The sequence below is a fragment of the Streptomyces sp. NPDC031100 genome, from assembly GCF_055570785.1.
The window spans coordinates 199,349-213,418 of record NZ_JBVIGN010000004.1 but is presented as its reverse complement, the minus strand read 5'-3'; the positions used below and the strand labels follow the sequence as shown (position 1 = coordinate 213,418).

The window sequence follows — 14,070 nt, the reverse complement described above, 5'->3', positions numbered from 1 at the left end:
CTGGAAAGCCAAGGTGCGCCCCTCGAAGTTCGCTGTCGATCCGTCAGGCCCTCGTGTTCGCGGGCCCTCCGTGGCCCCCCGTGATCGCGGGCCCACACCTATGCAACTTACTCACGGTTTACTCGGTTCCCGATTCCGGCCATGAACGAGGCAGGATTGTGACCATGTCCAACACTCCCATGGCAGCGAGCCCGCTCACCCGGGCCGTACTCGAGATCGACGAGTACGCCTCCGGCCTCGGCTGGGACCAGCCCGCTCGCCTTTTCGCCCTCGTAGACACCGCACGGCTGCGGGCTCAGGAACCCTCGCTCGCCGCCCAGCTCGGCCTGGAGGACGAGCCCGAGACCACCGGTCTCACCCCGATCGAGCAGGACGAGGTTCCAACGGACAAGCCGCTCGACGAGTTCCTCGGCACCATCGCCTGGCCGGATGCGGTGGTGGGCTGCGCGCTCACGGTGGAGCGCCTGATGCTGCCTCCGTCGGTCGAGGGGCAGGTCCCGCAGGGCCTGAGCGGGGCCAAGCTGGCGAAGTGGGTGGCCGACCACCCCGAGCGCCAGGAGGTCCGTATGACGGTCGCGGTGCTGCGCGACGGCAGCCGTGACTCGGCGCTGCGCCTGCGCGAGAAGGACTCCGCGACGGAGGTCCTGACGGGCCCGGACCTGGTGCCGGGCCTGGCGGAGGCCTTGTCCGCGACGTTCGAGGACTGACCTTCCGCGATACGGCTACGGGGGCGCCCCTGCCTTCCTGGCGGGGGCGCCCCCAGCCGTCCACCGGGGCCTGCTCGTCAGCCCTTGGCGGTGCAGCTCGGCAGGTCGGCGGTGTTGCCGCTGCGGATGTCCTTGAGGGCGCCGAGCGCGTCACCGATGGTCTTGACCTTGACCAGGGTGAGCCCGCTCGGAGTGTCCTTGGCGGCGGCCGCGCAGTTGTCGGCGGGCGTCAGGAAGTACTGGGCGCCCTTGCTGCGCGCGCCGACGGTCTTCATCTCGATGCCGCCGATCGGCCCGACCGTGCCGTTGTCGTCGATGGTGCCGGTGCCGGCGACGAACTTGCCGCCGGTGAGGCTGCCGGGCGTGAGCTTGTCGTAGATGCCGAGCGCGAACATCAGTCCGGCGCTGGGGCCGCCGACGTCGGCGAGCTTGATGTCGATGCTGAACGGGAACGTGTGGTCGGTGCCGGCGGAGATCCCGACGATGGCCCGCTTGGCGCCGCTGTCGTCGGAGGTGGCCGTCGTGATCGTGACGTCCTGCGTCCTGGTCGCCGTCGTGTGGTTCTTCTCGGCGGCGGCCTGCTCCTTGGCCGGGACGACGGTGAAGACGGCGTCCTGACCGGGCTTGTGCCTGGTGACGAGCTTGGCGACGTCGGACGGCTGCTTGACGGCCGTGCCGTCCACGGCCTTGATCACGTCACCGGCGTGCAGCTTGCCCTCGGCCGGGGAGTCCTTGACGACGGTGGAGACGATCACCCAGGACTTCACCGGGACACCCAGCTCCTTCAGGGCGGCGACCTTGGCGCTCTCCTGGGACTGGCTGAACTCCTCGGCGTTCTCCTGCGTGGACTGCTCCTCCGTCTTGCCGTCCGGGTACAGGGTGTCGTGCGGCACGATCTTGCTGTCGTGCGCCAGCCAGCCGTACACGGCCTCCACCAGGGTCATCCGGAAGTCGGCGCTGGTGACCCGGACGGTGGTCATGTTCAGGTGCCCGTCCGTCGGGTAGGTCTTGCGCCCCGCGATCTGCAGCACCGGCTCGCCGCCGTGGTTCCCGAGCGTGTTCACGGTCGGCCCCGGGGACATCTCCGAGTAGGGCACGGGGATGAGCACTCCCGCGCACAGGAGCGCGATCAGCATCAGGGTGGAGGCGAGCATCGTCGCGGTGCGGCGTGGCATGCCACGACAGTACGGGACGCCTCTGTCAGCGCACCGTCAGGGCACCCCCGTCAGGCGCCGCGCGCACCCGAGCCGGGCTTCTCCATGGCCTCGCGGAAGCGTGCGTACCCGTCCAGTTCGGGCCCGTCGCTGCGTGCCTTCCGTGTCCGGTTGGCCCAGCTGCCCCACAGACCGGCGGCGACCGCAGCCACAAGCGGAATCAGCAACCAGGCAAGTGCTGCCATGCCGACCTCCCAACCCCATGAGTGTCCGCGACTGACTGATCAGCAGATTAACCATCCGCACTGACAACGCTCACGGCAGGGGGGCGGTTACGCAACCGGAAGGGGTGATGGACTGTGGGTGAACAGCGATGCCGCCGGGGTCAGCAGGCGCCGACCCACTCCTCGGTCCCGTCGGAGAACTTCTGGTGCTTCCAGATGGGCACTTCGTGCTTGAGGTCGTCGATCAGCTTGCGGCACGCCTCGAAGGCCTCGCCCCTGTGGGGGCAGGCGACGCCGACGACGACGGCGAGGTCCCCGACCGCGAGGTCCCCCACCCGGTGGACGGCGGCCAGCGCCCGCACCGGGTACTCGGCGACGACCTTCTCGGCGATCCGCCGCATCTCGGCCTCGGCGCTGGGATGGCAGGAGTACCCGAGCGCGTCGACGTCGGCGCCCCCGTCGTGGTTCCGCACGGTCCCCACGAACAGCGCGATCCCGCCGGCGGCGTCGTCCCCGACGGCCCGGAACACCTCGTCCACGGACAGCGCGGTCTCCCGGACGCCGATCAGCTTGATGGGATCCTGAGCGGCCTGCTCACCGGGGTGCTCGTTCGTAGCTGCCATGACTCCATCGTGCCGCATCCCTCCGACCCCGAGGAATACAACGTTCACCAGGCATGCGCGCGGGGATCTTTGGAGTCTTCTACAGCTTCAGCGGCGCCGAGCCTTCCGGGCCCGCCGAACCACAGCGGCGGCGCCCAGCAGAGCCACCGTCGCCCCCGCGGCACCGGCCGCAGTCGCGTCCTTCCGGCCCAGCCGCCGCCCGGCAACCGTATGCCGCCCGGAAACCTCCTCCAGCAGCTCCGCGAGGACCTCCTCATTGGTCCACCCCGGCCGCCACCCTGCGTCGTGCAACCGGCTCCCGCTGACCACCCACGGATACATCGTGTACGCGAGATCCCCCGCCGGAGACGGAGTGAGCCCGATCCGGTGCAGCCGGGCCGCCGCGCCGAGCGCCACCGCCGACGGCAGCTCCATCCGCCGGATCCCGCTCAGCTCCTCGACCTCCTCCTGCTCCAGCCACCCGTCACAGCCGACCGACAGCTCCCCGTCGACCTTCTCGAGAACGGCGTACTCCAGAGCGCTGCACAGATCCTCGACATGGCAGAACTGCCAGGCCGGCCGCGACCCGGCCACCACGAGCAGCCGGGGCGACTCGAAGTACCGGGTGAGTGCGGTGTCCGTGCCCCCCACCAGCACGGCAGGCCGCACCACGGTGACGTTCAGCCCCGGATGCGCCCGCGGAGCGCGCCGCGCCAGCCGCTCGATCTCCAGCAGGTCCCCGACCCCGGTGGCCTCGGCGGTGGCCCGCAGCTCCGCGTCCTCCGACAGCGGCAGCTCGTTGTCCGGCAGCGCGCCGTACACCATCGCGGACGTGCACAGCACCACCCGGTGCACCCCCGCCGCCGCGGCGGCGGTCAGCACGGTCTGCGTCCCCCGCACGTTGTAGGCGGTACGTGCCGCCGCGTCGCTGCCCAGATCCAGGTCGAGCGCGAGATGCACCACCACGTCCGCGCCCCGCAGCTTGTCCGCGATCGCCGGGTCGCGCACGTCGAGGATGTGCCACTGCGCGGCCGCGCACTCCCCGCGCCGTTCGTCGATGGCGATGACCTGCTTGATCTCCTCGCAGGCGGCGAGCCGCTCGGTGAGCCGGGCACCCACCCCTGTGGCGGCGCCGGTGACCGCGACGACGGGTCCGCGCAGGGCGGAAGGGGTTGAGGGGTTTCGCGCTGCGCGAACCTGCGGATCTGGGGAACTCACCGGGCGTCTCCAGCGGTTGTCTTCAATACGAGCGCGAGTGACGCGTACGTACCAGGTGCATCCATCCTGCCGCAGGCCGTCAGTGGACGAAGCACCGAGCCCCGATCGGGTCCGGGTGTCTACGCTGGGTGGTGATGTCGGGCAGCCGTGCCGCCGGAGACAGACCGGCGGCCTTACCAGCCGAGGAATCCCGTGAGTGACACCCCATTCGGATTCGGCCTTCCGCCGGAGGAGCCGGAAGACGGCGACGAGGGCAAGAAGAAGGACCAGCAGAGCGGTGGTGGGCAGGGACCGGCCAACCCGTTCGGTTTCGGGCTGCCCGGAGCCGGAGGCTTTGGCGGCCCCGGCTCCGATAACCCGCTCGCAGCGATGTTCGGTTCCCTGAACCCCACCGACCTGGGCGCCGCGTTCCAGCAGCTGGGCCAGATGCTCTCCTACGAGGGCGGCCCGGTGAACTGGGACATGGCCAAGCAGATCGCCCGCCAGACGGTCTCCCAGGGCACCCCGGACGGCGTCAAGGACGCGAGTGTCGGTTCCGCCGAGCGCCTCGCGGTCGAGGAGGCCGTCCGCCTGGCCGACCTGTGGCTGGACGACGCGACGTCCCTGCCGTCGGGCTCCGGCTCGGCGCTGGCCTGGTCGCGCGCGGAGTGGGTCGAGGCGACCCTGCCCGCGTGGCAGGAGCTGGTCGACCCGGTCGCCGAGCGGGTCGGCGCGGCCATGGGCGATGTCCTGCCGGAGGAGATGCAGGCCATGGCGGGCCCGCTGATCGGCATGATGCGCTCGATGGGCGGCGCCATGTTCGGCACGCAGATCGGGCAGGCCGTCGGCGTGCTGGCGGGCGAGGTCGTCGGCTCGACCGACATCGGCCTGCCGCTCGGCCCGTCCGGCAAGGCCGCGCTGCTCCCGGCCAACGTGGCGGCCTTCGGCAAGGACCTCGGCGTGCCCCAGGAGGAGGTCCGGCTCTACCTGGCCCTGCGCGAGGCCGCCCACCAGCGCCTCTTCGCGCACGTGCCGTGGCTGCGCTCGCACCTGTTCGGCGCGGTCGAGGGGTACGCGCGCGGGATCAAGGTCGACACGGCCAAGCTGGAGGACGTGGTCGGCCAGTTCGACCCGCAGAACCCCGAGCAGCTGCAGGACGCCCTCCAGCAGGGCATGTTCCAGCCGGAGGACACTCCGGAGCAGAAGGCGGCCCTGGCCCGTCTGGAGACCGCTCTGGCGCTTGTCGAGGGCTGGGTGGACGCGGTGGTCCATGCGGCCGCGAAGCCGCGTCTGGCGTCCGCGGACGCCCTGCGCGAGACACTGCGCCGGCGCCGCGCCACCGGCGGCCCCGCGGAGCAGACGTTCGCCACGCTGATCGGCCTGGAGCTGCGCCCGCGCCGGCTGCGCGACGCCTCCCGCCTGTGGGCCTCGCTCACGGACGCGCGCGGGGTCGACGGCCGGGACGCCCTGTGGGGCCACCCGGACATGCTGCCGACGGCCACCGACCTGGACGACCCGGACGGCTTCGTGCACCGCGAGCAGCTGGACTTCTCCGAGCTGGACAAGATGCTCGGCGAGGCGGCGGACGGCTCCAAGGACGAAGGCGACGACAAGGAGTGACCCTGCACAGCAATGCGGTCCGGGTCCTGGAGGGGTACGAGGACCAGCAGGATCTGCGTCAGGTCTACCTCGACCATCTCGACGGGCATCCCGACGGGATGTGGAAGGACTGCAAGGACGGCCACATCACGGCGAGTGCGCTGGTGATCGATCCGGAGGGTGAGCGAGTGCTGCTCACCCTCCACAGGAAGCTCCGCATGTGGCTCCAGATGGGCGGCCACTGCGAGCGGACGGACATCACACTCGCGGGAGCGGCACTGCGTGAGGCCACGGAGGAGTCGGGGATCCCCTCGCTTCGTCTGTTGAGCAGCCGCCCGGTGCGCCTGGACCGCCATCGCACTCCCTGTGCCTGGCACCTGGACGTGCAGTATGCCGCCGTCGCGCCCGGCGGCGCCGTGGAAGCGATCAGCGACGAGTCCCTCGACCTGCGCTGGTTCGCCTACGACGAGGTGGCCGACGTAGCGGACGAGTCCGTCGTACGCCTGGTGGAAGCTACGCGCGCCAGGCTCTGAACGGGTAAGGGGCGGCCGCCTGGGCGGCCGCCCCTTACGTTTGTTTCCCGGACGGTCAGCTCCAGACGTTGCCCTGGTTCTGGCCACGCGCCCCCTGCTGGCCCATGCCGAACTGTGCGGCGAGACCCTGGCCGATCTGCGCGTTCTGCGGCGGCAGCAGCTCGCTGGGCTGCACGAGCGCGAACCCGGAGCCCATGAAGCTCAGCTCCCAGCCCTCACCGGTGTTGCCACGCCGCCGCCATACTCCCGAGGAGTGTGTCTGGGCCTGCATCTGCACACGCAGCCCGGTCGACCAGGCGACGATCGCGTCGGCGTCGCAGTTGACGTACTTGTCGGGCGTGACCTGCATCAGCAGGGGCGCGCCCGAGGTCATCAGGGCCACCTTGCCGCGTCCGGTGATGTTGAGCTGGTACTTCCCGGACCCGGAGATGCCGTAGAGGCTGTCGACGGCGATGACCTCGTGGTGCAGTGAGGAGTCCATGGCGAGGACGTAGGAGCTGTCGACCGTCAGCCCGTCCTGCTCGACGTCCATGACGTGCACGTGCTGGGCGAGGTTGGCGAGGTAGACCGTGCCCTGCCCATGGCAGCGCATCAGGTCCAGGCCCTCGCCGGTGTACGCACGCGCGCGTGCCTGGTTGTTGCTGCGGTACTCGGCGTCGAACTCGACGAGTCCCTGGTAGGCGACCATGGTGCCCTTGCGGGCGAGAAGGTCGTCGTGGCCCTCCAAGGTGACGCGGAGCATCTGCTTGTTCTGCAGGCTCCAACGCTCCTGCGTCTGGAGGTCGTTGTGCGCGAAAAGCGGGCTCTGCATGGTGTTTCTGGCTCCCCCTCAGCCCCGGAACCGGAGGCGGTCGGTGCTGTCCTCGCTGGGCTGGACGACGACGATGCCCTGGCCGGAGAAGGCCATCTGGTAGGCCTCGCCGCTGCCCCGGCCGATCAGTGACTGCGCCTTGAAGCTGCGCTTGCCCTTCACCTTCAGGTTCGGCGACCAGGCGACCAGTGCGTCGGGGTCGACGTACGTCTCGTCCTCCCCGCCACCGCAGTCGACGACGATCGGCTTGCCCCGGGAGGTCAGCGCGACCCAGCCCTGCCCGGAGATCTTCGTGTTCCACAGGCCCTGCCCGGCGAACTTGGCGAGCCCCTTGACGCGCTCGACGCCCCAGCTGAGGTGCGCGTCGAAGGCGAGCAGGTTGGTGGCGTTGACCGAGATGCCGTCGCCGTTGAGGTTGATCACGACGACGTTCGCGCCGTAGTCGGCGAGGTAGAGCAGTCCGTCGCCGGAGCACTTCATCAGCGGGGCGCCCTCGCCGGTGATCCAGTCGCGGGCGATCTGGCGGACGGCCGGCGGGTTGGGCTCGTACTGGATGAAGCCCTCATAGGCGACCATCGACCCCACGCGCGCGAGAAGGTCGTTTCCGGTCTGCATGGCGACCTTCAGCATGTGGTTGCCGTGGTTCTCCATGCGGGCGGTGACGGGTGCGGGGGCGTAGCCCGCGAGCGGCTGGTTCATGACGGGCTCCCTCAGACCTCGTAGGGCTGGACGACGATGAAGTTGCCGGGCGCGCCCCGGAACTGGAGGTTGACGCTCTCGCCGGTGTCGCCCGGGTAGGCGTTGCGGCGCATGCGGACCTGGCTGGAGACGATCACCTGGGAGGCGGCCGACCAGGCCACGACGGCATTGCAGTCGGCGAAGGTGGTCGGGGTGACCGGCAGCACCACGGGCGTGCCGTGCGTCTTGACGACGATCGTGCCGGTGCCCTGGAACTGCATGGTGAACAGTGCGCCGCCGGGGATGCCGTGGCCCTCGATACGGCGGACCTCGTGCTGGAGGCTCTCGTCGAAGGCGAGGACGTTCTCCGCGGAGACGCAGATCGCGTCGCCCTGGAGCTCGACGGGGTGCAGGTGGGTGGCGTTCTCGGCGAGGAACACCTGGCCCTGGCCGGTGCAGCGCATCAGCTGCATCTCCTGGCCGGTCGCGTTGCCCACGATCCGCCCGGCGAACCCGGCGCCCTTGTAGCTGAAGTCGACCTTGCCCTGGTAGAGCACCATGCTGCCCTGCCGGGCCAGCACGGGCTGCCCGCCGATGCCGAGGTCGACCCGGATGAGCTTCTTGTTCTGCTGCGTCCAGCGCTGCCCGGTGGGCGTCTCCTTGAACGCCTGGAGCGCGGCCGTCACACCGGCACCGCCCTGGGGGGCGCCCTGCGGCACTCCGTAGGGGGCGGCCTGCTGGCCGGGCACCTGCCCGTACGAGGGCTGCTGGCCGTAGCCCGGCGGCATGGGCGCGCCCGGCTGACCGCCGTAGGAGGGCTGCTGGCCGTACCCCGGAGGCATCGGCGCGCCGGGCTGACCGCCGTACGACGGCTGCTGCGGCGGCTGGCCGTAGGGCGCGGGTGCCGGGGCCGGGGCCGGGGCCGGGGCCGGCGGATGGACCGTACCGCCGGCGGGCGGGGTCAAGGGAGCGATGACGGTCGGCGCCGCGTGCACGTTCGGCGCCGGCGCCGGGGCCGGGGCAGGGGGCGGCGTGGTGCCGGGCTGGGTGAAGCCCTGCGGCGCGGGTGCCGGAGCGGGAGCGGGCGCGGCCGGGACGCCGAACGTGGGCGGCGGGCCGGTCTGGGCGGGCGGGGCGAAGCCGGGGGCGGCACCGGACTGCGGTTGCTGCTGCGGGGCGGCGGGCGCCTCCTCCTCCAGCACCTCACCGCCGAAGTTCTTCAGCAGCGCCTCCAGACCGCCGTCGAAGCCCTGCCCGACCGCAGCGAACCGCCACACGTCCTTGAAGTAGAAGTCACCGAGCATCACGGCCCGCTCGGTGGAGAACTCCGAGCCGTCGAAGGGGTACCGCGCGACCTCCTCGCCGCCGGCCACGATGCGCAGGTATCCGGGGCCGATCTGCGACATCTGCCCGGCGCCGTCGAGGGTCGCGGTGAAGGACAGCTTGCGGATCTGAGGGGGGATGCGGTCCAGGGTCACCCGGAACGACTCCGTGTCGCCTGCCTGGGCGCCCAGCAGCTGGATGGACTCCTCCGGGGACTTCGGCTGGTTGAAGAAGACGAAGTACCGGTCGTCCGAGAGACGCTCGTCGGCGTCCAGACCGAAGCAGCTGATGTCGAAGGTCAGTCCGGGGGCGGAGATCTGCACGCCTACGTACAGATCCATGCCCGCCGTGAGGTCACTGATCCTGGCCTTGTGGCCGCGTTGGAATTCCCTGGCCATGCGTTACGACCGTCCCCCATCCCGAATATGAGTGCGTCGCGCCAGGCTAACGGCAAACTCCGACATCGGACGCAGCCGGTACAGACCCGGTACACAACCGCGCCTGGAGGCAGACGTACGGCGCCCGGCTCACTCCCCGCGCGCCCCGGGCACATGCGGCAACCGGTCCGCGGCCACCACGCCTTCGAGGTATCCGCGGGCCCGCTCGGTGCGCGGGTAGGACTCCAGCAGCCGCCAGAAGTCGGGCCCGTGACCGGGCACCAGCAGATGCGCCAGCTCGTGGCAGAGGACGTAGTCGACGACGTACTCCGGCATCCCCTGCAGCCGGTGCGAGAGACGGATGCTGCCCTCGGCCGGGGTGCACGATCCCCAGCGGGTGTTCTGGTTGGTGACCCAGCGCACGGAGGCGGGGCGTGCCCTGCCCGCGAAGTACTGCTCCGACAGGCGCTCGGCGCGCTCGGTCAGCTCGGCGTCCCCCAGCACCCGTTTGCTCTCCTGGGCGGCGAGCTTGTCGAGCATGACGGTCACCCAGCGCTGCTCCTCCGCCTCGGACATCCGGGCGGGGATCAGCACGACGGTGCGATCGCCCTCGCGGTACGCGGAGACCGTACGGCGGCGCCGGGTACTCCTGCGGACCTCGATCGCGCTCGCCCCCGAGCCGCTCGGCGGCTGGCTCGTCGTGCTGCGCTGTGACTTTCCGGCGCGGTGCAGGGGGTCGGCGGGCACGCCCCGACGTTACCCGCTGCACAGGGCCGAAGTCCCGGCTCCGGAGCGGTTCGATGCCGATGCCCCACCGTGCGTTTGATTTGTACGACCGATATGCCCGACTGTCCCGGCCATTCGTACGACAATCACCCCCCGCCTGTGGACAACTCCCGCCACCCGCCGGCACGACCCGGCATGCTGGCACACGTCGCGAAGCACGACCGGCTTTGCGAGCACAAGGAATGTCCGCTGATCCAAGCAACCTTTCGCGGCAATTCACGGCATACGGGGGCCTGTCATGCATCCGATGGTGAAGCCGGCGCTGCGGCGCGGCTGGCGCGACCTCAACACCGTGCAGTTCGGGATGACTCCGGCACACGCGATGACGCTGGGGCCGATGGACACTGCCACGGGCAGCTTCCTGGAACTGCTCAACGGCACCCGCGGACTGCCCCTGTTGCGTGAGGAGGGCCGCCGCATGGACCTGTCCGACGGCCATGTCGACGCCCTGGTGGACCGGCTGGCCCACGCGGGCCTGCTCGACGACACGCGTGGCGGCGGACCGGGCGCGGACGCGCTGCGCGAGAAGACGGGCGTCCTGGACCGGCTGCGCCCCGACCTCGCCTCACTGTCCCTGACCACAGCCGAGCCCGGCGGCGCCCTCGGCAGGCTTGCCGCCCGCCGCTCGCTGCGCGTCCAGGTACGAGGCGCGGGCCGGGTCGGAGCCGTCCTGGCCTCCGTACTGTCCGGCGCGGGCGTCGGCGACGTCGACGTGCGCGACGTGGGACGCGTGGAGCCCTGGGACGTGGCCCCCGGCGGGCTGCCCGCCGAGTCCCTCCGCGAACGCCGGGACGTAGCGGCACGGGCAGCCGTCCGCCGCGCCGCCCCCGACCGCCCGCAGCGCCGCACCCCCTCCTCCCGCCCGGCCACGGAGGACCCGGGACTCTCCCTGGTGATCCTCACCCCCCGGGACGACGTCGCCGTGCACACCCCGGACCCCTCCGGCGCCGAACCGCTCATGGCCTCGGGAACGCCACACCTGTACGCAGGCGTCGCGGAGGGAACCGGCGTCGTCGGCCCCCTTGTCCTGCCCGGCGAAACGAGCTGCGCCGGCTGTCTGGACCGGGACCGCACCGACCGGGACCCGGCCTGGCCCCGCCTGGTCGCCCAGTGGCGGTCCGGCAAGGCCCGCCGGGTGGGCGCCTGCGATCTGGCACTGGCCACAGCCGTCGCGGGGCTGGCCGCCGCGCACGCCCTCGCCTTCCTCGACGGACAGCCGCCGTCCAGCGCGGGCGCACGCTGGGAAGCATCCCTGCCCGGCCTGAACTGGCGCTCCCGCCCGGTGTGGCCGCACCCGGAATGCGGGTGCGGAGCGGCGACGCAAGGAAAGGGGGAGCACTCCTCAACCGACGGGGAGCCGCGCGAGACAATGGCGGTGCAACGGCCGTCACCGGAGCGACGACGCAAGGCAGGCGCGGCGCGGCCGACTGGGACTTGGAGGGCGCATGTCTGATCTTCCCCGGAAGGCGGTCACCCGTACCGCCAAGCTGGCCGCGCTCCCGCTCGGCTTCGCCGGCCGGGCGACCTGGGGGCTCGGCAAGCGGATCGTGGGCGAGTCCGCGGAGATCGTCGGCCGCGAGCTGCAACAGCGCACGGCTGAGCAGCTGTTCAAGGTCCTCGGGGAGCTGAAGGGCGGGGCCATGAAGTTCGGTCAGGCCCTGTCGGTCTTCGAATCCGCCCTGCCGGAGGAGGTCGCCGGCCCCTACCGCGCGGCCCTGACCAGACTCCAGGACGCGGCACCGCCGATGCCCACCCGCACGGTGCACGCGGTGCTCGAGGAACGCCTCGGACCGGACTGGCGGGAGCTGTTCCTGGAGTTCGAGGACAAGCCGGCCGCCGCGGCCTCCATCGGGCAGGTGCACCGGGCGGTGTGGCACGACGGCCGCGAGGTGGCGGTCAAGGTGCAGTACCCGGGCGCGGGCGAGGCCCTGCTGTCCGACCTGAGCCAACTGAGCCGCTTCGCACGGCTGTTGGGGCCGCTCGTTCCCGGCATGGACATCAAGCCGCTGATCACCGAAATGCGGGACCGTGTCTCCGAGGAGCTGGACTACGCGCTGGAGGCCCAGGCCCAGGATGCCCACGCGCAGGAGTTCGCGGGCGACCCGGACGTGGTGGTCCCGGCGGTGGTGCACCAGTGCGAGCAGATCCTCGTCACGGAGTGGATCGACGGGATCCCCCTGTCGGAGATCATCACCGACGGCACCGAGGAGCAGCGGGACCGCGCCGGCCAGCTCCTGGCCCGCTTCCTCTTCTCGGGCCCCGCCCGCACCGGCCTCCTGCACGCCGATCCGCATCCGGGCAACTTCCGTCTGCTGCCGGGCGGCCCGGACGGCGACGAGGACTGGCGCCTGGGCGTGCTCGACTTCGGCACCGTCGACCGGCTCCCGGGAGGCCTGCCGGAACCGATCGGCATCTCGCTGCGGATGACCCTGGACGACGAGGCGGAGACGGTCTACGAGCTGCTGTGCGAGGAAGGGTTCGTCAAGGAGTCCATAGAGCTGGACCCTGACGCAGTCCTCGACTACCTGCTGCCGATCATCGAACCTGCCCGGGTCGAGGCGTTCACCTTCACCCGCTCATGGATACGCAGCCAGGCCGCCCGCATCGCCGACCCCCGCTCCCCCGCGTACCAGCTGGGCAAGCAGCTCAACCTGCCGCCGGCCTACCTGCTGATACACCGGGTCACACTGAGCACGATCGGCGTGCTGTGCCAGCTGGGAGCGACGGTCCGCCTGCGGGAGGAACTGGAGGAGTGGCTGCCCGGGTTCGTGCTCGAGGACGAACTGCCCGAGGAGGAACCGGCAGCGGAGGCGTGACCGGTGACCCGGCCTCAGCCCGCCCGGCAGCCGCTCCGGCTGCGGGGGAAATGGCCTGGACGTGGGCACGGTACGTGTCACTCGGGACGGGGCGCTGATCACCGCATGCGTGACCGGTCGAAGCCCGAATCCCGATAGGTCTGACCGAGCGGCCGTGACGGCTTTGCGTTGTCACCACCAGGACGAGTCCAGTCGGCCCTCGATAGCCCGTAGGTTCTCCCGCGAGCACACGTCGCAGAAGTACTGACGGATGCCGTTCTCCACGGAGCAGGTCCAGGTGGCCGGCTGGGAGCCGCCGGCGGGGGCGCCGCAGCGGGCGCACACGAGGGGGTGAGGCTCCGTGGTGGAGCCGCCCTGATCACTTCCTCCGGAAGGACTCGTCACCAGCCGACGATAACTCTCCGGCCTGCGGATCGCCGTGCACAACGCACCGCGGGGGCCGGTCCGTTCGGTCGGACCGGCCCCCGCGGGGAAGGCTTCGCCTCCCTGGATCGGGAGGCCACCGCTTCGGGTGTGCGTGATTACTGCATGACGGCCATGGCGAGCGCACGGCGGGCGCGCCGCGAGGCACGCTCCGCCCGGCGCTGCATCCGCCGGGCGGTCACCAGGCGGACGGCCTGGCGCTCCTGCTCGGCGTCATGCAGGCGCTGGTGCATATGCGCACGGGCCAGGGCTTCTGGGATGAGTTGCATCTCTCGGGTCCTGTTCTGACGCGAGCCGTTCGCGCCGTTGGGGGTGAAGTCTGGGGTCGCGGAGCCTGCGGGCTCGCTGGTGGACGGCTTCATCGGGGCCTGCTTCTGGGGGTCGTGCGTGAGGGGGCGGTCGATCGTTCCTGCGGTGTTCATGCCGTGACCGGGTTCTTGCGCGGGCGGCCACGGGGCCGCTTCCGGGCGACGACGACACCCTGGACGAACAGCTCGCCACCCCAGACGCCCCAGGGCTCACGCCGCTCCTTGGCGCCGGCGAGGCAGGCCTCGATCAGCGGGCAGGTGCGGCAGAGGGACTTGGCGTACTCGACGTCGGCCGGCGACTCGGCGAAGAAGACCTCCGGGTCGTAGGAACGGCAGGGGACGGGTACGCCGAGGTTCTCGATGGCGTCGTCGAGCGCGGTGAGCGCAGTGAGGGGGGTCAAGGTGGAGTCCTCCGTGAGACCGGGCGGGGGGATCGTTTGTGAAGGCGGTACGGACGGGGCGTGCGCTTCGAGTTGCACGGTTGGTCTTCCTCGTCTGGTCGGTCCGGCCGGTTGACCGGGGATCGGCTGGG

Annotated in this window: 16 protein-coding genes; 5 read left to right on the top strand and 11 right to left on the bottom strand. The window is 71.2% G+C overall.

Annotated features, from left to right (window positions below; translation table 11 throughout):
* The first annotated feature begins 164 nt into the window (after nt 1-164).
* Nucleotides 165-707: a PPA1309 family protein gene (locus ACZ5DS_RS12845; RefSeq protein ID WP_468236909.1), complete on the top strand. Its 543-nt coding sequence runs from the start codon at nt 165-167 to the stop codon at nt 705-707.
* 77 nt (nt 708-784) lie between these two features.
* Here the strand turns inward: ACZ5DS_RS12845 and ACZ5DS_RS12840 are convergent, their stop codons facing one another.
* The 4 genes from ACZ5DS_RS12840 to ACZ5DS_RS12825 form a co-directional block, all read right to left on the bottom strand.
* On the bottom strand, nt 785-1,882 hold the full coding sequence (locus ACZ5DS_RS12840) for a YlbL family protein (RefSeq protein ID WP_468236907.1): 1,098 nt from the start codon (nt 1,880-1,882) through the stop codon (nt 785-787).
* Nucleotides 1,883-1,932: 50 nt separating this feature from the next.
* The gene (locus tag ACZ5DS_RS12835) at nt 1,933-2,106 is read right to left on the bottom strand and encodes a hypothetical protein (RefSeq protein WP_468236904.1); all 174 of its coding nucleotides are present in this window, start codon (nt 2,104-2,106) and stop codon (nt 1,933-1,935) included.
* Between the two features lie 140 nt (nt 2,107-2,246).
* Nucleotides 2,247-2,708: a molybdenum cofactor biosynthesis protein MoaE gene (locus ACZ5DS_RS12830; RefSeq protein WP_468236901.1), complete on the bottom strand. Its 462-nt coding sequence runs from the start codon at nt 2,706-2,708 to the stop codon at nt 2,247-2,249.
* An 87-nt stretch (nt 2,709-2,795) separates the two neighbouring features.
* Entirely contained in the window at nt 2,796-3,905 is a 1,110-nt protein-coding gene (locus ACZ5DS_RS12825; RefSeq protein WP_468236899.1) for an SDR family oxidoreductase, read from the bottom strand.
* A 192-nt stretch (nt 3,906-4,097) separates the two neighbouring features.
* Here ACZ5DS_RS12825 and ACZ5DS_RS12820 point away from each other — a divergent pair, with 192 nt between their 5' ends.
* Together ACZ5DS_RS12820 and ACZ5DS_RS12815 are read left to right on the top strand one after the other, a co-directional pair.
* Complete coding sequence (locus ACZ5DS_RS12820; protein ID WP_468236896.1) at nt 4,098-5,504, top strand: zinc-dependent metalloprotease; 1,407 nt, start codon at nt 4,098-4,100, stop codon at nt 5,502-5,504.
* The gene (locus tag ACZ5DS_RS12815) at nt 5,501-6,016 is read left to right on the top strand and encodes an NUDIX hydrolase (RefSeq protein WP_468236893.1); all 516 of its coding nucleotides are present in this window, start codon (nt 5,501-5,503) and stop codon (nt 6,014-6,016) included. The genes ACZ5DS_RS12820 and ACZ5DS_RS12815 overlap by 4 nt, the downstream gene beginning before the upstream one ends.
* A 55-nt stretch (nt 6,017-6,071) precedes the next feature.
* Here the strand turns inward: ACZ5DS_RS12815 and ACZ5DS_RS12810 are convergent, their stop codons facing one another.
* The 4 genes from ACZ5DS_RS12810 to ACZ5DS_RS12795 form a co-directional block, all read right to left on the bottom strand.
* Complete coding sequence (locus tag ACZ5DS_RS12810) at nt 6,072-6,827, bottom strand: AIM24 family protein (protein WP_468236890.1); 756 nt, start codon at nt 6,825-6,827, stop codon at nt 6,072-6,074.
* 18 nt (nt 6,828-6,845) lie between these two features.
* Nucleotides 6,846-7,526: an AIM24 family protein gene (locus ACZ5DS_RS12805; protein WP_468236887.1), complete on the bottom strand. Its 681-nt coding sequence runs from the start codon at nt 7,524-7,526 to the stop codon at nt 6,846-6,848.
* 11 nt (nt 7,527-7,537) lie between these two features.
* Nucleotides 7,538-9,226, bottom strand: coding sequence for a TerD family protein (locus tag ACZ5DS_RS12800; RefSeq protein WP_468236884.1), 1,689 nt, complete (start codon nt 9,224-9,226; stop codon nt 7,538-7,540).
* A gap of 129 nt (nt 9,227-9,355) precedes the next feature.
* Nucleotides 9,356-9,952: a M48 metallopeptidase family protein gene (locus ACZ5DS_RS12795; protein WP_468236882.1), complete on the bottom strand. Its 597-nt coding sequence runs from the start codon at nt 9,950-9,952 to the stop codon at nt 9,356-9,358.
* A 277-nt stretch (nt 9,953-10,229) separates the two neighbouring features.
* Between ACZ5DS_RS12795 and ACZ5DS_RS12790 the strand changes: the two genes are divergently transcribed.
* Complete coding sequence (locus ACZ5DS_RS12790; RefSeq protein ID WP_468236879.1) at nt 10,230-11,444, top strand: TOMM precursor leader peptide-binding protein; 1,215 nt, start codon at nt 10,230-10,232, stop codon at nt 11,442-11,444.
* Nucleotides 11,437-12,807 (top strand): ABC1 kinase family protein, encoded by a 1,371-nt coding sequence (locus tag ACZ5DS_RS12785; protein ID WP_468236877.1) that lies wholly within the window; start codon nt 11,437-11,439, stop codon nt 12,805-12,807. The genes ACZ5DS_RS12790 and ACZ5DS_RS12785 overlap by 8 nt, the downstream gene beginning before the upstream one ends.
* A 171-nt stretch (nt 12,808-12,978) precedes the next feature.
* Here the strand turns inward: ACZ5DS_RS12785 and ACZ5DS_RS12780 are convergent, their stop codons facing one another.
* The 3 genes from ACZ5DS_RS12780 to ACZ5DS_RS12770 form a co-directional block, all read right to left on the bottom strand.
* Complete coding sequence (locus ACZ5DS_RS12780; RefSeq protein WP_468236873.1) at nt 12,979-13,191, bottom strand: hypothetical protein; 213 nt, start codon at nt 13,189-13,191, stop codon at nt 12,979-12,981.
* 137 nt (nt 13,192-13,328) lie between these two features.
* Nucleotides 13,329-13,652 (bottom strand): hypothetical protein, encoded by a 324-nt coding sequence (locus tag ACZ5DS_RS12775; protein ID WP_468236870.1) that lies wholly within the window; start codon nt 13,650-13,652, stop codon nt 13,329-13,331.
* The gene (locus ACZ5DS_RS12770) at nt 13,649-14,017 is read right to left on the bottom strand and encodes a WhiB family transcriptional regulator (protein ID WP_023546912.1); all 369 of its coding nucleotides are present in this window, start codon (nt 14,015-14,017) and stop codon (nt 13,649-13,651) included. The genes ACZ5DS_RS12775 and ACZ5DS_RS12770 overlap by 4 nt, the downstream gene beginning before the upstream one ends.
* Nucleotides 14,018-14,070 lie beyond the last annotated feature (53 nt).

What these genes read in the sequence shown, in the direction of transcription:
- ACZ5DS_RS12845 (WP_468236909.1), top strand. Translation starts at nt 165, where the DNA reads ATGTCCAACACTCCCATGGCAGCGAGCCCGCTCACCCGGGCCGTACTC.
- ACZ5DS_RS12840 (WP_468236907.1), bottom strand. Translation starts at nt 1,882, where the DNA reads ATGCCACGCCGCACCGCGACGATGCTCGCCTCCACCCTGATGCTGATC.
- ACZ5DS_RS12835 (WP_468236904.1), bottom strand. Translation starts at nt 2,106, where the DNA reads ATGGCAGCACTTGCCTGGTTGCTGATTCCGCTTGTGGCTGCGGTCGCC.
- ACZ5DS_RS12830 (WP_468236901.1), bottom strand. Translation starts at nt 2,708, where the DNA reads ATGGCAGCTACGAACGAGCACCCCGGTGAGCAGGCCGCTCAGGATCCC.
- ACZ5DS_RS12810 (WP_468236890.1), bottom strand. Translation starts at nt 6,827, where the DNA reads ATGCAGAGCCCGCTTTTCGCGCACAACGACCTCCAGACGCAGGAGCGT.
- ACZ5DS_RS12805 (WP_468236887.1), bottom strand. Translation starts at nt 7,526, where the DNA reads ATGAACCAGCCGCTCGCGGGCTACGCCCCCGCACCCGTCACCGCCCGC.
- ACZ5DS_RS12800 (WP_468236884.1), bottom strand. Translation starts at nt 9,226, where the DNA reads ATGGCCAGGGAATTCCAACGCGGCCACAAGGCCAGGATCAGTGACCTC.
- ACZ5DS_RS12790 (WP_468236879.1), top strand. Translation starts at nt 10,230, where the DNA reads ATGCATCCGATGGTGAAGCCGGCGCTGCGGCGCGGCTGGCGCGACCTC.
- ACZ5DS_RS12785 (WP_468236877.1), top strand. Translation starts at nt 11,437, where the DNA reads ATGTCTGATCTTCCCCGGAAGGCGGTCACCCGTACCGCCAAGCTGGCC.
- ACZ5DS_RS12775 (WP_468236870.1), bottom strand. Translation starts at nt 13,652, where the DNA reads ATGAACACCGCAGGAACGATCGACCGCCCCCTCACGCACGACCCCCAG.